The organism is Streptomyces sp. NPDC025618, assembly GCF_055558795.1.
Genome location: NZ_JBVHLW010000041.1, coordinates 1 through 19,594 on the forward strand (window position 1 = coordinate 1; position 19,594 = coordinate 19,594).

Genomic DNA, 19,594 nt, shown 5'->3' on the forward strand with positions numbered 1-19,594 from the left:
GTCCTGGCTGAACCTGGTCGAGCGATGGTTCGCCGAGCTGACCTGCAAGAAGCTCCAGCGCAGCGTGCACCGCTCCGTCCAGGCACTTGAACGCGACATCCGTGCCTGGATCAAGGACTGGAATACCAACCCCCGCCCCTACGTATGGCACAAGACCGCCGACCAGATCCTCAACAGCCTCGCCAGCTACTGCCGACGCATCAACGACTCAGGTCACTAGCAGGGGGCGACGCGGTCCGGATCGACGACGTCGACGGCGTGGCACCATCGCCTGGTGCGTGAAGCCGTCACCATCGGCACGCATCACCAGCCTTCTTGCTCGACAGCGTCCTTGAGACTGTCCGGACAGTGACGGACGAAGCCCAGTCACCAGGCCCTTCGGACACTGGACACGATCTGCCCGGACACGATGCGGCATACCAGGATCCGGTCAGGGCCTGACCCACCCGGTACCCATCACATCTCCGAGGGATGACCCATCCCACCGGGCGGGTGCAGCGGGACACAGCTCCCCGCCACACCCGCCCGGCCTGCCGGACCATACCCACCCCGTCCACGCAACCGTCATCCACGAGCCGCCGGCCGCCGACGAAGCGATGCCGAACCCCGAAGGCCACCGCCAGCGAACGCGGCCATCCACTCACCTGCAGGCCCAGTCCGACGCACACGCCTCTTTTGGCATCAGGGAGGGCAGGGAGGCAGCCCCTTGACGCCGCGACTGCCCATAGATCACCACCGTGCGTCATCATGCGTCCGCCCACGGGGAACTGCTGTGTCCGAACCCGCATCGCCCCATGTCCGCCACTGGGGAAATCCCAGGGTCCGCCCACACTCAGTGGGCGGCTCCGGCTTCGCGCCGCGGCGCAGTGCCGCCGCGGCACCGATGAGGGCGGCCACCACGACGGCGGCGCCGGCCCAGGCGAGTGTGGTGACCCGTGTTCCCATGTCCAGGAGTTGTGAGCCGGACCAGGAGCCCAGGGCGTTGCCGAGGTTGAAGGCGGAGGTGTTGGCCGCCAGGGCCAGCGCCGAGCCGCCGCCCGCCGCGCCCAGCACCCAGGTCTGGAGCGGTGGCACGAGGGCGCCGGAGGCCAGGCCGATCAAGAAGATCGCCGCGGGCGTGACCGTCTTGGATTCCGCGGCGAAGCCGGTCAACAGGAGGGCGGCGGCCAGCAGGGCGAGCATCCACATCAGGGTTCCGCGCAGGGTGCGGTCGGCCAGCTTGCCGCCGAGGGCGTTGCCGGCGAAGCCGCCGGCTCCGAAGACGAAGAGAAGCGTCGTGGCGGCCGCCGGTCCGAAGCCGGTGACTTGCTGGAGCAGGGGTGAGATGTAGCTGTACAGCAGGAACCACCCGGCCTGGGAGACGGCGGTGATGGCCAGCCCGGACAGCACCTGGGGGCGCCGGAGGATTCCCGTCTCGTCGCGCATGGATTCGCTCTCGCCGCGGCTGAGGCCCTTCGGGAGCAGCAGGAGCAAGGCCAGGAATCCCGCGAGGGTGGCGCCGGCGACGCACCAGAAGGTGGCGCGCCATCCCCACTGTTCGCCGATGGCCGTGCCGATCGGGCCACCCAGCACCGTGGCCAGTCCCAGGCCGCCGGCGACCCAGGCGATGGCCGAGGCCCGCCGTTCCGGCGGCGAGAGACGTACGGCGATGAGGATGTGCGGCGATGCCCGGCGGACCGGATGGCGAACCGACCTGAGTTCATGTCAAGCATGTTGGATCTCGCCCTCCTTGGTTTCCTCTACGAGGAGCCGCTGCACGGTTACGAGTTGCGCACCCGGATCGCCCGTCTGACGGGGCACGTGAGCACGATCAGCCACGGCACGCTGTACCCGGCGATCAAACGCATGGAGAAGGCGGGGCTGCTGGCACGGGAGTCCCAGCCCGGCGCGGCGGCGGCGCCCCGGCACGTGCTCACCCTGACCGACGAGGGGAGGAAGGCGCTGCTGGATCGGCTGCGCGAGCCGGCGGATCCCTTCATCACCGACGAGAACCGCTGGTTCACGCTGCTCGCCTTCCTCCGCCACCTCCCGGATCCGGGCGCGCAGGCGGCAGTTCTCCGGCGTCGGCTGACCTTCCTCCAGGAGCCGAGCAGCTTCTTCTACGAGGGCGACCGGCCACTGAGCGCCGCCGACGTCGACGACCCCTTCCGGCGCGGCGTCCTGACCATCGCCAAAGCCACGTCCCAGGCCGAACTGGGCTGGCTGCGGCAGACCCTCGACAGCCTCGAGTCCGGCCAGAAGGGCCGGGCGCACACATCTACCCGGTGACGGCCGCCGCGCTGGGGACCGTACCCGTACGTTGGAGCCGTACGAGAAGGGGATGCTCGACGTCGGCGACGGCAATCTCGCGTACTGGGAGGTCTGCGGGAACCCGGACGGCAAGCCGGCGGTCGTCGTCCACGGCGTTCTGGTCCACGGCAGGATCGATATGGGCAGCCCGCTCGACACCGCCTGGGAGCTCACCCGCGCCTGGTCCGACGCGGAACTGATCGTCGTCGGCGACGCGGGCCACTTGGACAGTGCCACCACACGGGCCCATGTGCTCAAGGCCCTCGACCGATTCGCTCACCAGGCGCGAATCGGCACCTGTGCCGCCGCACGATGGGCGGTGGGCGGCTTGATGTGCGGCAGGAGCACGCGGCCGTCGTCGGGGCCCTGGTCGAAGACCTCCGGACGGGCAGGGCGCACATCCCGGCACCGATGCGGCACTCACGGTCGGCACGCGGGCGCGGCGTCCTCACGCCTCCTACTCGCCCCAGGTGACCGGGAGGCTCTTCACCCCGTAGACGTCCGCGGTCTCCGGGCGCAGGGCAACCTCTTCGGCCGGTACGGCCAGGCGCAGTGGGGAAGCGGTCGAGCAGCGCGGGGAGCGCGACCCGCATCTCGACGCGGGCCAGCTGCTGGCCCAGGCACTGGTGGATACCGTGGCCGAATGCCAGGTGCCCGCTGTACTGCCTCCGGATGTCGAGCACGTGGGGATCGGCGAAGCGCTCGGGGTCACGGTTGGCGGTGTTGTACGACAGGACGACCGTCGTGCCGGCCTCGATGGTCCGGCCACCCACCTCGACGTCCTCCAGCGCCGTCCTCATGAACGACTTGGCGACGGTCAGATACCGCAGCAGCTCCTCCACGGCCCCGTCGGCGAGCGCGGGATCGGCGCGCAGCGCGGCCAGTTGCTCCGGGTGCTGCAGCAGCGCGAAGGTGCCGAGGGAGAGCATGTTCGCGGTGGTGTCGAACCCGGCTGCCAGCAGAATGAGGCTGATCCCCTTCAGCTCCTCATCGGTCAGATCGCTGTCGGTGAGTTCGCTGAGCACGTCGTCGGTGGGCTTCGCGCGCTTGGCGGCCACCAGCTCCGCCAGGTAGTCCTGGGTCGCGGTATAGGCCGCTATCAGCTCCTCGTCGCTCGTCTCCCCACCCATGAACGCGTCGATCTGCTCCTGGAAGGAGCTCCGGTCCTCGTACGGCACCCCCAGCAGCTCGCAGATGATGATGGTGGGGATGGGCTTGGCGAACGCGGTCACCAGGTCCGCCGACGGCCCGGCCTCCTCCATGGCGTCCAGGCAGTCGGCGGTGATCTGCTCGACGCGCTCGGTGAGAAGCCGCATCCGCCGCACCGTGAACTTGCCCGCGAGCGGCTTGCGGTAGCGGCGGTGCTGCGGGTCGTCCATGAGGAGGAACTCGCCGGGCGGCGCCGGAGGAAGCTCGAAGTCCACGACATTCATGAGCTCTTTGCGCGCGCTGAACCGTGGGTCGGCCAGGACCGACCTGACCAGGTCGTACCCGGTGATCAGCCAGCCGGGCTTTCCGCCGGGGTGGGTGCAGCGGCTGATGGGGCCGTGCCCGCGAGCGTCGATCAGCTCTGCCGGCGGGTCGAAGGGGCAACCGGACCGCCGCGCCGTCGGCAGAGCCGTGATGGTGTGAAGGGATTCACCCATGACCATTCCTCATCTCGCGATAGTACGTGTTCGGTACTTCGTGAAAGCTATGTTGCATTCAGAATCACGTCAATCTACTGAAAAAAGATTTCCCAGGTCAGAGGCGGTAAATTGATGCAATGACGCTGAGATCGAACGCAACGCAGCGTTGCAATGAATGACGGCGAAGGCAATACTGACGGCATGCCAGGAGGACGTTTGAACCAGCAGGACCGCCAGCGCATCGCGGCCGGACTGGCCGACGGGCTCTCCTACGCCGAGATCGCCAGGCGGCTCGGCCGGCCGACCTCGACGATCAGCCGGGAGGTCGGACGCAACGGCGGCCCCGGCGGCTACCGGCCCCAGCAGGCGCACCAGGCGACGGTCCAGCGGGCACGGCGTGACACACCGGCACCCCCGCACACGGCCGGACCGCCGGGCGGCGCGGTGGAAGAGGAGATCGTCGAGCTGGCGGTCAGGTCGGGCATGCCGAGGATGACGGCGCGGGTGCACGTCGACCTGCTGCTGTCCGAGGACGGCAGACGCACCGCGGCCGAGCTGGCCGGCAGGCTGAAGGTCAGCCCGGCCTCCGTCTCCGCGGCCGTGAACTTCCTGGTCCAGCAGGGTTACGTCCGGCGCGAGCGCGATCCGCGGCGCCGACGCGATATCTACGTGGTCGACGACGAGGCCTGGTACCACTCGGTCGTGATCAGCGCACGGCAGACGCTCGAGGCGGCGCGGGCCGCGATGACGGGGGCGGAGACGGTCGGGCTCGACAGGCCCGCGGCGCAGCGGCTGGCCAAGGCAGGGGCGTTCCTGGAGCGGGTCACCCTGGACATGATGGAGTCGGCCGACCGCTGGCGCGCCCTCCTGGCGTGACGCGCCTCGCCCATCCGAAGAGGAACGAGACCTTCCTGATACGGCGTCGACGGCTGACGTCGACAGCAGGGCGGCGTGCCGTACCGGACGTGGCGGCGGTGGCCGGACATCGGCCACTGGGGCGGACGGGCGTGTTCACAGCCTCACCCATGACGCCCGGCATTACCGTCTTTGCCCGTGTATCAACCCTTGACGCGCCATCATCGAACAGCCCCCATTGACCAGAACAAGCCATCGAAGGCAATAAACACCCCGTCAAGAGGCTCTGGTTCAGCGTAAGTATCGCGATAAGGGGACTGGTCACACCCAGATCTTCAGCGCTTCTCTCGGATGGCTCAAACAGATCGGTCTGTCGACTCCCGGCCACAGCGGTCCTCTCGTCCCCCGTGCGACCGGCGGGTCCCGTCCTCCTTCCGCTCCTCACCACTCAACGAGGTGCATCGTCTATGGCGGATCTGGCTTTCCCCGGCCTCATCGTCTGCTCGTTCGTCCTCCTCCACCTCCTGGTGAAGGGGGTCGAGAAGCTGTGAGTGCCGACAACGCCGTGGGGCTGGTCACGGCCGTGGCCCTGCTGGTCTACCTGGTGTTCTGCCTGCTCTTCCCGGAGAGGTTCTGATGAACGACACCCTCGCGGGCTGGCTGCAGATCCTCGCCTTGGTGGCCGCGCTCGCCCTGTCCTACCGGCCGCTCGGTGACCACATCGCCCGCTGCCTGACCACCTCCCGGCATCTGCGCGCCGAGCGCGTCGTGTACCGGGCGGGCGGGGTGAACCCGGACACCGATCAGACCTGGGCGGCCTATCTGCGCAGCGTCCTGGCGTTCTCGCTGGTGTCGCTGCTGTTCCTCTACGGCTTTCAGCGGCTGCAGGACCACCTGCCGCTGTCGCTGGGCATGAAGCCCGTCCCCGCGGACCAGGCATTCAACACCGCGGCCTCGTTCGTCACCAACACCAACTGGCAGTCGTACTCGGGCGAGTCGACGATGGGCCATCTGGTGCAGATGGCCGGCCTCGCGGTACAGAACTTCGTCTCCGCGGCGGTCGGCATCGCCGTCGTCGCCGCCCTCATCCGCGGTTTCACCCGCAAGCAGACCAGCCGGGTCGGCAACTTCTGGGCCGACCTCACCCGGATCGTCCTGCGTGTGCTGCTGCCGATCGCCCTCGTCTTCGCGATCGCGCTCCTCGCGGCCGGAGTGATCCAGAACTTCCACGGCGTCCAGACGGTGACGACCATCGACGGCGGCCACCAGAGCATCACCGGCGGGCCGGTCGCCTCGCAGGAGGCCATCAAGGAGCTGGGCACCAACGGCGGCGGCTTCTACAACGCCAACTCCGCCCACCCCTTCGAGAACCCCACCGCCTTCACCAACCTCCTGGAGATCTACCTGCTGCTGGTGATCTCCTTCTCCCTCCCCCGGACCTTCGGCACGATGGTCGGCGACCGGCGGCAGGGGTACGCCGTCCTCGCCGTGATGGGGGTCATCTGGGCAGCGTCCGTCGCCGTGGTGACGGTCAACGAGCTGCACTCCGTGAGCAGTTCGGCGGGCCATGCCGCGGGCGGCATGATGGAGGGCAAGGAGCAGCGCTTCGGCGTCTGGGCATCGGTGCTCTTCGCCGTGTCGACCACCCTCACCTCCTGCGGCGCGGTCGACTCCTTCCACGACTCGTACACGCCGGGCGGCGGCGGTCTGCTGATCTTCAACATGATGCTGGGCGAGATCGCCCCCGGCGGCACGGGCTCCGGCCTCTACGGGATCCTGGTCCTCGCCGTCGTCGCCGTCTTCGTGGCCGGCCTGATGGTGGGCCGGACCCCCGAGTTCCTGGGCAAGAAGATCCGCAGCCGGGAGATGAAGTTCGCCTCCCTCTACATCCTCACCACCCCCGTCATCGTCCTGATCGGGGCGGGCGTCGCCATGGCGTTGCCCGGTGAGCGGGCGGCGATGACGAACCCCGGGGCGCACGGCTTCTCCGAGGTGCTCTACGCCTTCACCTCGGCGGCCAACAACAACGGCTCCGCCTTCGCCGGCCTCCAGGCCAACACCCTCTGGTACAACAGCGCCCTCGGCCTGGCCATGGTCTTCGGCCGCTTCCTGCCGATGGTGTTCGTCCTGGCACTCGCCGGTGCCCTGGCCGGGCAGCGTCCCGTGCCGGTGACGGCGGGCACGCTGCCCACGCACCGGCCGCTGTTCGTGGGCCTGCTCACCGGCGTGATCCTCATCGTCGTGGGCCTGACCTTCTTCCCCGCGCTGGCGCTGGGCCCCCTCGCGGAAGGACTCCACTGATGTCCACCTCTCCGGCACCGACCCCGTCGCATCAGCCGCACCGGATCTCGGGCGGCCTGCTGGACCCCCGGCAGCTCGCCTCCTCCTTCCCCGGCGCCGTACGCAAGCTGGATCCCCGGCTGATGGTCCACAACCCGGTCATGTTCGTCGTCGGGGTCGGAGCGGTCCTCACCACCTTGTCGGCGCTCAAGGACCCGGGCGTCTTCCCCTGGGTGATCACGGCGTGGCTGTGGCTCACCGTCGTCTTCGCCAACCTCGCCGAGGCGGTGGCCGAGGGGCGGGGCAAGGCCCAGGCGGAGACGCTGCGCCGGACCCGGACCCGGACCACGGCACGCCGCCTCGCCGACTGGCGGCCCCGGACAGCGACCCCCGTGGAGGAGGAGGTGCCGGCCGCGGACCTGTGCCTGGGCGACCACGTCGTCGTCGAGGCCGGGCAGATCATCCCCGGTGACGGCGACGTGGTCGAGGGCGTCGCCAGCGTGGACGAATCAGCGATCACCGGCGAGTCCGCCCCGGTCATCCGGGAGTCCGGCGGCGACCGCTCGGCGGTCACGGGCGGCACGAAAGTGCTGTCGGACCGCATCGTCGTCAAGATCACTTCCAAGCCCGGCGAGACCTTCATCGACCGGATGATCGCGCTGGTGGAGGGCGCGGCGCGACAGAAGACACCGAACGAGATCGCGCTGAACATCCTGCTGGCCTCGCTCACCGTCGTCTTCCTCGTCGCGGTGGTCACCCTCCAGCCGTTCGCGGTGTTCGCGGGCGCGGAACAGAGCATCGTCGTCCTCGTCGCGCTCGTCGTGGCCCTCATCCCGACCACGATCGGCGCGCTGCTCTCGGCCATCGGCATCGCCGGCATGGACCGGCTCGTCCAGCGCAACGTTCTCGCCATGTCAGGGCGCGCCGTCGAGGCCGCCGGGGACGTGGGCACCCTCCTGCTCGACAAGACGGGCACCATCACGCTGGGGAACCGTCAGGCCGCCGAGTTCCTGCCGGTCGGCGGCGTCGGCGCGGACGAACTCGCGGACGCCGCCCAGCTGTCCTCGCTCGCCGACGAGACGCCCGAGGGCCGCTCGATCGTCGTCCTCGCCAAGCAGCGGCACGCGCTGCGTGCCCGTACGGAGGGCGAGCTGGCGCACGCCACGTTCGTGCCGTTCACCGCGCAGACCCGGATGAGCGGAGTGGACGTGGACGGCCGCCGTATCCGCAAGGGCGCGGCAGCCGCCGTTGGCACCTGGGTCACCGAGGCAGGCGGCACGGTCGGCGAGGAGGTCCACGAAGGCGTCGAACGGATCTCGCAGAGCGGGGGCACCCCGCTCGTGGTCGCGGTCCGGGACGTGGACGGCGCGCGGGTCCTGGGACTGGTGCACCTCAAGGACGTCGTCAAGGAAGGCATCCGGGAGCGGTTCGACGAGCTGCGTGCCATGGGCATCAAGACGGTCATGATCACGGGTGACAACCCGCTGACAGCCCGGGCCATCGCCGAGGAAGCCGGCGTCGACGACTTCCTCGCCGAGGCCACGCCCGAGGACAAGATGGCCCTCATCAGGCGCGAGCAGGCCGGCGGCAAGCTCGTGGCGATGACCGGTGACGGTACGAACGACGCGCCCGCACTGGCCCAGGCCGACGTCGGCGTCGCGATGAACACCGGCACCTCCGCCGCCAAGGAGGCCGGGAACATGGTCGACCTCGACTCGAACCCCACCAAGCTCATCGAGATCGTCGAGATCGGCAAGCAACTGCTCATCACCCGGGGCGCGTTGACCACGTTCTCCATCGCCAACGACGTGGCGAAGTACTTCGCGATCATCCCGGCGATGTTCGCCGCGGTCCACCCGGGCCTGGACAGGCTCAACATCATGCGTCTGCACAGCCCGACCTCGGCCATCACCTCCGCGATCGTCTTCAACGCGCTGATCATCGTGGCGCTGATCCCGCTCGCCCTGCGCGGAGTCCGCTACCGGCCCACGTCCGCGGCGGCGCTGCTCAGTCGCAACATCTGGGTCTACGGGCTGGGCGGGCTCGTCCTGCCGTTCCTCGGCATCAAGCTGATCGATCTCGGCACGCAGTTCGTCCCCGGCCTCCGCTGACCGACCGCGCAGAAGAGCAGAAGCAGAAGAGCAGAGAAGAGGCGTCACCCCATGTTCCTGCACCTCCCGCCGACGCTGCGGCAGCATGTGTCAGCCCTGCGCATGCTCATGGCGTTCATCGTCGTCACGGGCATCGCCTATCCGCTCGCGGTCACCGGCATCGGCCAACTGGCCTTCGAGCACCAGGCCAACGGCTCCCTGATCAAGGAACACGGCGAACCCGTGGCTTCCAGCCTCCTCGGCCAGGACTTCGCCCTGCCGAAAAAGGACCCGGACGACAGCTCGGAAGCCCTCCGGCCCGACCCCAAGTGGTTCCAGCCCCGCCCCTCCGCCGCCGATGCCGGCCAGGGCGCCGGCCCGTACGACCCCGCCTACTCGGGCGCCTCCAACCTGGGCCCGAACAACCCCCGGCTCATCTCGTCGATCGCCCAACGGCGCGCGGCCGTGGCCGCCTTCGACGGCGTCGCCCCCGCGTCCGTCCCGGCCGACGCGCTCACCGCCTCCGGCTCGGGCCTCGACCCCGACATCTCCCCGGCGTACGCCTACGAACAGGTGGCCAGGGTCGCCCGTGCCCGTGGTCTGCGGGCCGAGCGGCTACGGACGCTCGTGGGCGATCACGTACACGATCGCGAACTGGGCTTCCTCGGACAGGGACGGGTCAACGTGATCGAGCTCAACCACGCTTTGAGTCATCTCCCCGCGTAGTCCCCGGTCAGGTCGTGAGAACGAACCCCAGGAAGCCCGTCGGAATAGCCGAGGCACTCCGAAACCGCGTACAAGGGCCGGCGGCAGTTCTGCCGCCGGTCCTCGGGTTCCAGGTCCGGCCTCGTCAGCAAGGCCGGGGCCCCGGCGCGCATGTGTCTGCCGCTCAGCGTCCGGCAGGCCCAGGGTGCCGTGCCACCACCGGCAGGGCGAGGGTGACCGCCGCCCCCCTTCCCCGGTGGTGGCCGGCCCGGACCTCCAGTGTGCCGCCCATCGCTTCGACGAAATCACGGGCCAGCCGGACGGAGAGACTTCCGGCGTCCGCCTCGGCTCCGACGCCGGTCATCCGCATGACCAGCCGGTCGTCCGCCACCTCGGCCGTGAGAGCGGGCGAGGTGGCGGAGCCGCCACGGCTCAGGGCCTCCGCCGCGACACTCGTGAGGACGCGGGCAAGGACCGCGGCATCGGCGATGGCGTCCGGCAGTTCCTCCGGGAGCGAGACGGAGATCGTGCGGCCGCCTGGCCCGAGGTCGTCCAGCACGGTGGTGAACACCTCGCCGACGTCGACCGGGCGGAGGTGCAGCTCCAGGGCGCCCGCGTGGAGCCGGCCGAGGTCCTCGAGGTCGCCGGCAAGCTGCTCGGCACGTCTCGCCGACTCCCGTGCCTCCGCCAGCAGACGCCGCTCGCGCGGCGGCCGGTCCCTCGTTTCGTCCGTCAGCCGGCTGAGCACCGTATCGGTCTCGGTCAGCGATGCCCGCAGGTCCCGGACGGCCATGGCGAGCGCCATCGCGCGGTTTCGCTCCGCGGCTTCCCGGGTCCCGGTCTCCGCGGCCTGGAGCGCGACCCGGCCCTGGGTGTGGGCGATGCCCAGCTGAGTGGCGCATGCCGCGAAGATGTCCTGGTCGTCCGTGCTCAGGCCACGGCCGCGGGCGGCCAAGGTCAGGTACTCGTCGATGGGGCTCTCCAAGTCGGCGTCGTAAGGGCGCTCGGGCGGTCGTTCACCGGCACTCGCGACGACGAACCAGCGGGGCGGGGCCGCCGGGCCGGGGGCCCGTTCGAGCAGACTGACGGCGGCGAGGCCGAAGTTCTCACGCAACTGCTCGACCAGGGCGGGGAGATCCTGGCCGTGCATCATGGCGGTCGCCAGCCGGCTCAGCGCCGCCGCCTCGGCGGTGGCCCGTGCGGCCTGATACGTGCGCCGGGTGACCGCGCCCGCCGCCGTGCCCACCAGCACCGCCACGGCGACGAAGGCCGCCAGGGCGACGATGTCGTTGCCGCGTTCCACGCCGAAGGTGCGCACGGGCACGGTGAAGTAGTAGGTGGCCAGCAGTCCGGCGGCCATCGCCGCGAGCAGGGCCGGGCCCAGGCCGCCGACAAGCGCCACCACGACGACCGCCAGCAGGTACAGCACGAGATCGCTGGAGAGATCGAGACGGCCACGCAGCGCGGTGAGCACGGTGGTCAGCGTCGGCAGGAGTACGGCCGCACCGGCCATGGCCAGCAGGAATCGCTTACGGCCGGTTCCCCGGCCGGGGCGTGGCAGAGCAAGGCCGGCGGCTCCGGCAGCTTCCTCATGGGTGACGACGTGGACGTCGACGGGGCCGGACTCCCGGATCGTCCGCCGCCCCACGTCGCCCCGCAGCAGGGATCCGAGCAGGCCCCGGCGGCCGGCGCCGAGGACGATCTGGGTGACGTTCTCGGCGCGGGCGAAGTCGAGCAGCCCTTGGACGACGTCGTCGGCGGTGGTCTGGTGGTAACTGCCGCCCAGGGACTCCACCAGCGCACGCTGTTCGGCGAGGACCGCGGGGTCGGCGCCGGCGAGCGCGTCGCCCGGGGTGATGTGCAGGGCAAGCAGTTCGCTGCCCGGGGTCCGGGCGGTGATGCGGGCTGCCCGGCGGATGAGCGTCTCGCCCTCCCGGCCGCCGGTCAGCCCGACCAGGATGCGTTCCCGGGTCTCCCACGGCGCGGCGATCCCGTGCTCGGTGCGATAGCGCTGGAGGCCCTCCTCCACCCGGTCGGCGAGCCACAGGAGGGCGAGCTCACGGAGGGCGGTGAGGTTGCCGACGCGGAAGTAGTGGGTGAGGGCCGCCTCGATGCGGTCGGGCGGGTAGATGTCGCCGTGCGTCATGCGGCGGCGCACGGCTTCGGGCGGCAGGTCGACCAGTTCGATCTGGTCGGCCCGGCGTGCCACCTCGTCCGGGAGCCGCTCGCGCTGCCGCACCCCGGTGATCTGCGCGACGACGTCGTTGAGGGATTCCAGGTGCTGGACGTTGAGCGTGGTGACGACGTCGATGCCGGCGTCCAGGAGTTCCTCGACGTCCCCCCACCGCTTGGCGTTGCGGCTGCCGGGCACGTTGGTATGGGCCAGCTCGTCCACCAGGGCGACCTGCGGGTCACGGGCCAGGACGGCGTCGACGTCCATCTCGGTGAACTCCGCCCCACGGTGTGCCATGGCCCGGCGCGGGACCGTCTCGATCCCCTCGGCCATGGCGGCGGTCGGCCGCCGCCCGTGCGGTTCGACGAAACCGATGATCACATCGGCGCCCTGGGCACGCAGCCGCTGCCCCTCCTCGAGCATGGCGTAGGTCTTGCCCACGCCAGGGGCGGCACCAAGGTAGATCCGCAGTTTTCCGCGCGCTGCCATCGCCCGACTCCCCCGGCTCTTCCCCGAGTCCCCGGCCGGACATCCCCGGCCCGTGGCCTTCCGCTTTGCCTACGCCCTGCTTCCAGCGTGCTACCTCCCCCGACGCCGCGCCACGGCGCGGCACGCTCCGCCCCATGGACCAGCTCCCGGTCCGCCGTGCGAGTACGGCGGATCGGGGCCACGGTGGAAGGACGGGCCTGACAGTCCTCCGGGCCCGCCCGCTCTCGGCATCCGGGAGGTGAGCATGATCGGCGCCGCACAGCCGACGGCGAGGATGCGGCCGGGGCTGCTGTCCTTCCTCGGTGGCGTGGGCACCGTGACGGGCAGCAAGTTCATGATCGAGACCGATCACGTCCGGCTGCTGGCGGACTGCGGGCTCTTCCAGGGACTGGCCGACCTGCGCCGTCTCAACTGGCGGCGCTTCCCTGCCGAGGCCTCGGCCGTCCACGCCGTCGTCCTCACCCACGCCCACCTCGATCACTGCGGGTACCTGCCCAGACTGGTCAGGCAGGGCTTCCACGGCGACGTGTTCTGCAGCCCGAACACGGCCCGGCTCGCCGAGATCGTGCTGCGCGATAGCGCCCGGCTCCAAGTGGAGCAGGCCGAGCACTGCAACCGCTACGGCCACTCCAAGCACCGCCCCGCCGAGCCCCTCTACGACGAGATGGACGTCGATCACACGATGCGGCTGGTCCGGACCGTCGAACCCGGCACGGAGACGGAGATCGCCCGCGACACCCGGCTCACCCTGCACCACGCGGGACACATCCTGGGCTCCACCTGGGCCCGGCTCACCCTGGAGGACGGACACACCCTGGCCTCCAGCGGCGACCTCGGCAGACCGGCACACCCGCTGCTGCGCCCGCCGGATCCCTTCACGGGAGCCGACGTGCTGCTGCTCGAGTCCACGTACGGCAACCGGCACCACGACAGCGACGGCAGCCGAGCGGTGTTCAGGGACGCTCTGAACAGGACGTTCGCGCGTGGCGGGACCGTGGTGATCCCGGCGTTCGCCGTGGACCGCACCGAGGTCGTGCTGCACGAGCTGGCCCGGCTCCGAGGGGCCGGCGAGCTCCCGCGATCGGTGCCCGTGTACGTGGACAGTCCCATGGCACTGGCAGCGCTGCGCGTCTACGAGGATGCGCTGGCCGCGCGGGCACCGGAGGTACGGCCGGAGGTGCTGGAGGCCGGAGCGTCCGTCCTCGATCCCGCACCCTTCTCCGCCGCGCGCTCGGTCGAGGAGTCGATAGCTGTCCAGAACGTCCGGGGCCCTGCCGTCATCGTCTCCGCCTCGGGAATGGCGACGGGCGGCCGCATCCTGCGCCACCTGGCCCGTCTGTTGCCCGGTTCGCGAAACACCGTCGTCATCGTGGGCTTCGCCGCCGCGGGCACCCGGGCCCGCGATCTGGTCAACGGCGCGCGCACGCTCAAGATGCTCGGCGGCTATGTGCCCGTACGGGCGGAAGTCGTGAACGTGCCAGGGCTGTCGGCCCACGCCGACGCGGGCGAGCTCCTGAGCTGGCTCCGCGACGCACCCGCGCCGAACGCGACGTACCTCGTGCACGGCGAACCGGATTCGGCCGAGGCGCTACGGACCCGCATCGACCGGAGCCTGGGGTGGACCGCGGTGGTTCCCCGGTCCGGCGAGCGGGTGCTGGTCCGTTGAACCGCTCCCGCGAGCTCCCGCGAGTTTGGCCTGCCGCGACCGGGCGACGCTCCCGGCCCTGTCGTCCCTCCCCCGCGCCGGAGCCGAGTCCTCACCGCGTCCGCACCCGCCGGACTCCGCCGCCCTCGGGCACCAGCCACGCCTGAAGGCGCATCGCCAGATACCCGAGGAGGAACGCGGCGCCCACGGTGCCCAGATCCCCCCACTCCGGCGGCCGGGTGCCGAGCAGGTCGCGCAGCACGGGCACGTACGCTCCGGCGATCTGCAGGGTCAACGCGCCCGCCAGCGCCAGCAGGAGGAAGGGGTTGGCCAGGGTTCCGGGCCGGGCACGCGAGCCCAGGCCGACGCCGAGCTGGGTGGCGCCCAGGACCAGGAAGACCAGCGTCTGCCAGGGGCGGCCCGTGCCGTGGGCCCAGCAGCCGACGGCCAGGGTCAGCGCCGTGATGAGCACGCCCAGTACGAGGATGCGTGCCCACAGCCCCTGCCCCAGCACGCTCTCCTCCGGTGGCCTCGGCGGCCGGTGCATGGAGTCGCCGGCGGTGGGTTCGGCGCCGAGCGCCACGCCCGGCAGGCCGTGGGTAAGGAGGTTGATCCACAGGATCTGGGCCGGGAGCAGCGGCAGGGCCATGCCCAGGGCCGGGCCCGTGAGCATGACCAGGATCTCCGCGCTGCCGCCCGCGAGGGCGTACAGGAGGAAGCGCCGTACGTTGGCGTAGACCCGGCGGCCCTCCTCGACCGCGGCCACGACCGTGCCGATGTCGTCGTCGGCCAGGACGAGATCGGCGGCCTGCCGGGCGACCTCCGTCCCCCGCCGCCCCATGGCCACCCCGATGTCGGCCCGGCGCAGTGCCGGACCGTCGTTGACCCCGTCGCCCGTCATGGCCACCACGTGTCCTGCCCGTCGCCAGGACTCGACGATGCCGACCTTCTGCTCCGGCGTCGTACGGGCGAACACGCGCACCGCCATGAGGTCCCTCGCCGTCCCGCGCTGAATCTCCTCGCCGGTGACGGCCGCGTCCTGGGCGGAGGCGATGCCCAGTCGCCGGGCCACGGCTCCTGCGGTCAGCGGATGGTCACCAGTGACGAGCACGGGAGTGATGCCGGCCGCCCGGCACGCCGTGACGGTGCCGGCGGCGGCCTCCCGGGGCGGGTCGAGAATCGCGACCAGCCCGAGCGGGGTCAGGCCGGCCTCCCAGTTCTCCGGTGCGGGCGCCGTTCTGTCGGCCGCGGCCACGGCCAGGACCCGGTACCCCTGCTGTGCCCACTGCCGCGCCCGCTCCAGCGCCCGGTCACGCGGCTCCGGACCGCTGTCGGTCAGGATCCCCGTGCCGAGAACGGTTTCGGGAGCGCCCTTGCAGACGACGCGCAGGGCTCCCCCAGGGCGACGGTGCACGGTGGTCATGCGCTTGCGCTCGCTGCTGAACGGGATCTCGTCCACGCGCGGCATGCGCTGACGCAACTCGTCGGTGTCCAGACCGAGTCGCGCCGCCGCGGTCAGGAGGGCGGCTTCCGTGGGATCGCCCAGGGCCGTCCACATCCCGTTCCCGGCTCCGGGCGGTTGCAGTGCCGCGTCGTTGCACAGCACCGCGGCAGCCAGCAATTCCGACAGGTCCGCTGCCTGATCGGCGCTGAGCACGCGGCCCTCCCGCTCGACACACCCTTGAGGCACGTAGCCGATGCCGGAGACCGTGGCCTCGCCGCCGCTGGGGGTCCACAGCCGCTGCGCGGCCATCCGCCCCTCGGTGAGGGTGCCGGTCTTGTCCGTGGCCAGTACGGTGATCGAGCCCAAGGTCTCGACAGCGGGCAAGCGGCGGACGATGGCGTGCCGCTGGGCCATCCGGTGCGCGCCCAGAGCCAGGGCGAGCGTCACCACGGCCGGCAGTGACTCGGGGACGGCCGCGACGACCAGGCTGATCGCCGCGACCACCATCAGCTCCACGGGCTCCCCGCGGACGATCCCGGCAAGCAGTACCACGCCGGAGAGCACCACGGCGATCAGGGCGAGAGCGCGGCCGAAGCGCGCCAGCCGGTGCTGGAGCGGGGTGAGGCCGGGCGGCTCCGCCATCAGGGCGGCGATCCTGCCCGTGGCGCTCGCCGCTCCGGTCGCCGTCACCTCGACGCGTCCGCGTCCCCGCAGGACCGTGGTGCCCGCTGAGACCGCCCCCGGGCCCGGGTCGTCCGGCGAAGGCTCCTTGGCCACGGGCACCGACTCACCGGTCAGGGAGGACTCGTCCACCAGCAACGTGGCCGCCTCGATGACGCGGCCGTCGGCGGGAACGATGTCGCCCTCGCCCAGGAGGACGATGTCACCGGATACGACGTCCGCAGCGTTCACCTCCCGCTCGGCGCCGTCACGCAGCACGCGCACGACCGGGGCGCTCAGCGCCCGCAGAGCCGCCACGGCCCGTTCGGCACGGACTTCCTGGGCCACGCCGACCGCGCTGTTGGCCACGACGACGATGGCGATGATCGCTGTGTCGACCAGATCACCGGTCGCGAGGGTGAGCACCATGGCCCCCAGCAGCACCAGGATCAACGGATCGCGCAGCTGGGCGAGGATCCGGCGCCACACCGGTGTGGGGCAGCCGGGGCTGACGATGTTGGGACCGTGACAAGCCAGACGACGCTCTGCTTCGGCCTGGGTCAGGCCCTGGGTCTCCTGCGGTCGCGTCGCCACTGACTCGGTCGTTTCTCCGGCTCTACAGGCCGCTACGAGCCTGGCGGGAGCCGGACTCGTCTCCTGGTCCCATGCCCGTCGCCGTGTCCTGTCCGTCTTCCGCGCTCTGCTCCGCAAGCACTGTCCCATCTTCCCAGCGGGACGCGCCTGCGCGCCACAGAGGCTTTCGAGCCATGACATGCCGCGACGGCGACGGCGAGAGATGGTGGAAGAGGCGAAAGACGCGGACCGACGCCCGGTCCGGGATGCCGGTGAGGCGGTGAGCGTGATGGAACGTCCCGTGGTCGTGGGCGTCGACGGGTCCGACGGCAGCCTCGCCGCCCTGGACTGGGCCGTTGAGGAAGCGGCGCACCTCGGGCTCCCCTTGCGCGTGGTCTACGCGTCGCTGTGGGAGCGGTACGAAGGGGCGGTGCCCTCGTTCACCGGTCAGCAACCGGCCGAGCAGATCGCGGCCCAGCACATCGTCGCCTCCTCCGAACAGCGAGCCCGGCAGCTCTCCCCGGACCTGCGGGTGACTGCCGTGACCGTGCCGGAGGACGCGGTGGAGGCGCTGGTGGAGGAGTCGCGCGGCGCGGCCACCGTGGTGACCGGCTCGTCCGGGCGGGGAGCCGTCAAGGGGTTTCTGCTGGGCTCCGTGAGCCTCGCGGTGGCGGGCCGCGCCGACTGCCCGGTCGTCGTCGTACGCGGCGAGGAGCGCAACATCAAGGGCATGAGCGGCCGGGTCGTCGTCGGCGTGGGCGAGGCGGACGAGGCCGCCACCGCCGTGCGGTTCGCCCTCCGCGAGGCCGAGGCCCGTGGATGCGCACTGCAAGCCGTACGGGCCTGGCGCAGCCCCCAGCAGCCGACGGAGCTCCTGTCCGAGGTCGACATGGCCGCGCAAGCCTCCGCGGACCAGGCAACCGCCGTCCTGGACGAGGTGCTGGAAGAGGCCGTGGCCGAGCACCCGAAGGTGTCCGTCACGCGCACGGTGCTGGAAGGGCCCGCGCACCGGGTGCTGCTCGGGCCGGCGGCCGACGCCGACCTGCTGGTGCTCGGCGCCACCCGGCGGCAGGGCGGGTTCGGACTGCAGCTCGGCCGGGTCAGCCACACCGCCCTGCACCGGGCGGCCTGCCCCGTCGCGGTGGTGCCGCACCGGTGAAGCACACGGCCGTTCACCCCGTACCGGCCAGGATCTCCCGCTCCACACGGTGACGTACGCGCGCAGCGAGCTCGGTGAGCGGCTGTGAGCGAACGGCCTTGGGGGCCACGGGCGATGTGATGCGCCGCGCGTCGGCAGGCAGCGCGGCAAGGTCCGCGGCGAGGCGTCCCCGGGCCTCGTCCAGCCGGGAGTGCCGGGTGCCCGGCCGGTCCCACGCTCCGTGCCGCATGACCGTCTGCAGCAGCGGTTCCCCGTCCGGCGGTGGGGGCTCGTCGTTCAGGCCGATGACATCGGCGTACCCGGGCCTCCGGAAGACCTGCTTGCGGCCCGGCGCCGTCACTTTGGCCGAGGACAGCTTCATGACGGGCCGTCCGTCGTACTCGACCAGCTTGTAGGCGGAGTCCAGATAAGGGGCGTCGGCGGAGACGCCGGCCTTCGTGCCGACCGCGTATGTGTCGATGGGCGCCCCGGAGCGGACGAGCCGGTCCACGGCGAATTCGTCGAGGCCGCCGCTGGCGACGATACGCACCTCGTGGAGCCCGGCGGCGTCGAGGATCCGCCGGGAGCGCACCGCCAGCGCGCCCAGGTCACCGCTGTCCAGCCGGATCGCGCATCCCGGCCCGAGCCCCAGGTCCTTCAGTACGCGTGCGGCGGTCGCGACGCCGTTCTCGGTGTCGTAGGTATCCACCAGGAAGGTCACCGGGCCCGGGTGGGTGCGGGCGAATGCGCGGAAAGCCTCCTCCTCGCTTCCGAAGACCTCGATGTAGGAGTGGGCCATCGTCCCGGCCGCGGGCACCCCCTCGGCGTGGGCAGCCGCCACGTTGCTGGTCCCGGCGAATCCGGCCATGGCACCCAGCCGGGCCGCCTGGTAGGCGGCCTCCGTACCGTGTGTACGACGCAGGGAGAAGTCCACCACCGGATGCCCGGCGGCGGCCAGCACGCAGCGGGCGCACTTGGAGACGACGGTGGTCTGGTGGTTGACCTGGTTGAGGACGTAGCTCTCCACCAGCTGGGCCTGTGGCAGGGGTGCGGTGATCTCCACCAGGGGTTCGCCGGCCAGGACGACGCGCCCTTCGGGCACGGCCCGTACGTCACCGGTGAAGGTGAGGCCGAGCAACGGCTTCACCTCGTCCGGGGGCCGGTTCAGCACGGAGGCGAAGACCTCGACGTCGTCGGCGTCCACACGGAATCCGGCGAGATAGGCCAGAACGGACTCCGGCCCGGCGGCCACGAGGAACCCGCGGTCGGGCGGGACATCCCGTACGAACAGGCTGAACGTCGCCGGTCGGGTCAGCCCCTCGCGCAGGTACGACAGGGCCATGGTGACCTCGTAGAGGTCGGTCGTCGTGGCGTCCGACATCGCCGACGCCTCCTCCCTCAGCGGGGGCGTGCCGCCTTCGGGTCGTGTTCCGGGTGGTGCACGTGGGCGTCCGGCCCCGGGTAGACCAGGGTCACCCTTTCGGTGTCCGACCAGCGCACGTCGTACGGCGGTGTGCCGTCGGCGTGGTGGAGGCCGATGATCTCTCCGTCGCGTTTGGTCGCGCCTGTGCTCGGGCTCTCGACGATCAAGTGGTCACCTAGTCGCGCGTGCATGTCGTCACCGC

Annotated in this window: 13 protein-coding genes and 4 pseudogenes; 10 read left to right on the forward strand and 7 right to left on the reverse strand. The window is 71.1% G+C overall.

The window, feature by feature from the left end; genetic code table 11:
- Nucleotides 1-220: pseudogene (locus ACZ4A5_RS26210) on the forward strand (IS630 family transposase); the annotation flags it as partial.
- Between the two features lie 509 nt (nucleotides 221-729).
- Here ACZ4A5_RS26210 and ACZ4A5_RS26215 read toward each other — a convergent pair.
- Nucleotides 730-1,656 (reverse strand): MFS transporter, encoded by a 927-nt coding sequence (locus ACZ4A5_RS26215; RefSeq protein WP_467589233.1) that lies wholly within the window; start codon nucleotides 1,654-1,656, stop codon nucleotides 730-732.
- A 54-nt stretch (nucleotides 1,657-1,710) separates the two neighbouring features.
- Between ACZ4A5_RS26215 and ACZ4A5_RS26220 the strand changes: the two genes are divergently transcribed.
- Together ACZ4A5_RS26220 and ACZ4A5_RS26225 are read left to right on the forward strand one after the other, a co-directional pair.
- Nucleotides 1,711-2,268 carry a PadR family transcriptional regulator gene (locus tag ACZ4A5_RS26220; protein WP_467589236.1) on the forward strand — a complete coding sequence of 186 codons (558 nt, stop codon included), beginning with the start codon at nucleotides 1,711-1,713 and terminating at the stop codon, nucleotides 2,266-2,268.
- Nucleotides 2,269-2,299: 31 nt separating this feature from the next.
- Nucleotides 2,300-2,404, forward strand: a pseudogene (locus tag ACZ4A5_RS26225) (prolyl aminopeptidase); the annotation flags it as partial.
- Between the two features lie 161 nt (nucleotides 2,405-2,565).
- On the opposite strand, the gene ACZ4A5_RS26230 reads toward ACZ4A5_RS26225, so the two are convergent.
- The gene (locus ACZ4A5_RS26230) at nucleotides 2,566-2,688 is read right to left on the reverse strand and encodes a hypothetical protein (RefSeq protein ID WP_467589133.1); all 123 of its coding nucleotides are present in this window, start codon (nucleotides 2,686-2,688) and stop codon (nucleotides 2,566-2,568) included.
- A gap of 58 nt (nucleotides 2,689-2,746) precedes the next feature.
- Nucleotides 2,747-3,935 (reverse strand): annotated as a pseudogene (locus ACZ4A5_RS26235) (cytochrome P450).
- Nucleotides 3,936-4,118: 183 nt separating this feature from the next.
- On the opposite strand from ACZ4A5_RS26235, the gene ACZ4A5_RS26240 reads away from it, so the two are divergent.
- The 5 genes from ACZ4A5_RS26240 to kdpC all read left to right on the forward strand — a co-directional run bounded on the left by ACZ4A5_RS26240 (nucleotide 4,119) and on the right by kdpC (nucleotide 9,868).
- Complete coding sequence (locus ACZ4A5_RS26240) at nucleotides 4,119-4,793, forward strand: helix-turn-helix domain-containing protein (RefSeq protein ID WP_467589136.1); 675 nt, start codon at nucleotides 4,119-4,121, stop codon at nucleotides 4,791-4,793.
- A 526-nt stretch (nucleotides 4,794-5,319) separates the two neighbouring features.
- Nucleotides 5,320-5,409, forward strand: a complete 90-nt coding sequence (kdpF, locus tag ACZ4A5_RS26245) for a K(+)-transporting ATPase subunit F (RefSeq protein ID WP_398869265.1) — start codon at nucleotides 5,320-5,322, stop codon at nucleotides 5,407-5,409.
- Nucleotides 5,409-7,073, forward strand: a complete 1,665-nt coding sequence (kdpA, locus tag ACZ4A5_RS26250) for a potassium-transporting ATPase subunit KdpA (protein WP_467589140.1) — start codon at nucleotides 5,409-5,411, stop codon at nucleotides 7,071-7,073. The genes kdpF and kdpA overlap by 1 nt, the downstream gene beginning before the upstream one ends.
- Complete coding sequence (gene kdpB, locus ACZ4A5_RS26255; protein ID WP_467589142.1) at nucleotides 7,073-9,163, forward strand: potassium-transporting ATPase subunit KdpB; 2,091 nt, start codon at nucleotides 7,073-7,075, stop codon at nucleotides 9,161-9,163. Before kdpA ends, kdpB begins: the two co-directional genes overlap by 1 nt.
- 51 nt (nucleotides 9,164-9,214) lie before the next feature.
- Nucleotides 9,215-9,868 (forward strand): potassium-transporting ATPase subunit KdpC, encoded by a 654-nt coding sequence (gene kdpC, locus ACZ4A5_RS26260; protein ID WP_467589146.1) that lies wholly within the window; start codon nucleotides 9,215-9,217, stop codon nucleotides 9,866-9,868.
- A gap of 163 nt (nucleotides 9,869-10,031) precedes the next feature.
- On the opposite strand, the gene ACZ4A5_RS26265 is transcribed toward kdpC, so the two are convergent.
- Nucleotides 10,032-12,509, reverse strand: coding sequence for a DUF4118 domain-containing protein (locus ACZ4A5_RS26265; RefSeq protein ID WP_467589148.1), 2,478 nt, complete (start codon nucleotides 12,507-12,509; stop codon nucleotides 10,032-10,034).
- Between the two features lie 244 nt (nucleotides 12,510-12,753).
- Here ACZ4A5_RS26265 and ACZ4A5_RS26270 point away from each other — a divergent pair, with 244 nt between their 5' ends.
- The gene (locus tag ACZ4A5_RS26270) at nucleotides 12,754-14,175 is read left to right on the forward strand and encodes an MBL fold metallo-hydrolase RNA specificity domain-containing protein (protein ID WP_467589150.1); all 1,422 of its coding nucleotides are present in this window, start codon (nucleotides 12,754-12,756) and stop codon (nucleotides 14,173-14,175) included.
- 91 nt (nucleotides 14,176-14,266) lie between these two features.
- Here ACZ4A5_RS26270 and ACZ4A5_RS26275 read toward each other — a convergent pair whose 3' ends face one another.
- Nucleotides 14,267-16,852, reverse strand: coding sequence for a cation-translocating P-type ATPase (locus ACZ4A5_RS26275; protein WP_467589152.1), 2,586 nt, complete (start codon nucleotides 16,850-16,852; stop codon nucleotides 14,267-14,269).
- A 268-nt stretch (nucleotides 16,853-17,120) separates the two neighbouring features.
- On the opposite strand from ACZ4A5_RS26275, the gene ACZ4A5_RS26280 reads away from it, so the two are divergent.
- Nucleotides 17,121-17,990, forward strand: coding sequence for a universal stress protein (locus ACZ4A5_RS26280; protein WP_467589239.1), 870 nt, complete (start codon nucleotides 17,121-17,123; stop codon nucleotides 17,988-17,990).
- A 13-nt stretch (nucleotides 17,991-18,003) separates the two neighbouring features.
- Here the strand turns inward: ACZ4A5_RS26280 and ACZ4A5_RS26285 are convergent, their stop codons facing one another.
- Nucleotides 18,004-19,350, reverse strand: a complete 1,347-nt coding sequence (locus tag ACZ4A5_RS26285; RefSeq protein ID WP_467589155.1) for a nicotinate phosphoribosyltransferase — start codon at nucleotides 19,348-19,350, stop codon at nucleotides 18,004-18,006.
- 53 nt (nucleotides 19,351-19,403) lie between these two features.
- A pseudogene (locus ACZ4A5_RS26290) lies at nucleotides 19,404-19,583 on the reverse strand (DUF1918 domain-containing protein); the annotation flags it as partial.
- Nucleotides 19,584-19,594 lie beyond the last annotated feature (11 nt).

What these genes read in the sequence shown, in the direction of transcription:
- ACZ4A5_RS26280 (WP_467589239.1), top strand. Translation starts at nt 17,121, where the DNA reads ATGGAACGTCCCGTGGTCGTGGGCGTCGACGGGTCCGACGGCAGCCTC.
- ACZ4A5_RS26265 (WP_467589148.1), bottom strand. Translation starts at nt 12,509, where the DNA reads ATGGCAGCGCGCGGAAAACTGCGGATCTACCTTGGTGCCGCCCCTGGC.
- kdpA (WP_467589140.1), top strand. Translation starts at nt 5,409, where the DNA reads ATGAACGACACCCTCGCGGGCTGGCTGCAGATCCTCGCCTTGGTGGCC.
- kdpB (WP_467589142.1), top strand. Translation starts at nt 7,073, where the DNA reads ATGTCCACCTCTCCGGCACCGACCCCGTCGCATCAGCCGCACCGGATC.
- ACZ4A5_RS26270 (WP_467589150.1), top strand. Translation starts at nt 12,754, where the DNA reads ATGATCGGCGCCGCACAGCCGACGGCGAGGATGCGGCCGGGGCTGCTG.
- kdpC (WP_467589146.1), top strand. Translation starts at nt 9,215, where the DNA reads ATGTTCCTGCACCTCCCGCCGACGCTGCGGCAGCATGTGTCAGCCCTG.
- ACZ4A5_RS26220 (WP_467589236.1), top strand. Translation starts at nt 1,711, where the DNA reads ATGTTGGATCTCGCCCTCCTTGGTTTCCTCTACGAGGAGCCGCTGCAC.
- ACZ4A5_RS26240 (WP_467589136.1), top strand. Translation starts at nt 4,119, where the DNA reads ATGCCAGGAGGACGTTTGAACCAGCAGGACCGCCAGCGCATCGCGGCC.
- ACZ4A5_RS26285 (WP_467589155.1), bottom strand. Translation starts at nt 19,350, where the DNA reads ATGTCGGACGCCACGACGACCGACCTCTACGAGGTCACCATGGCCCTG.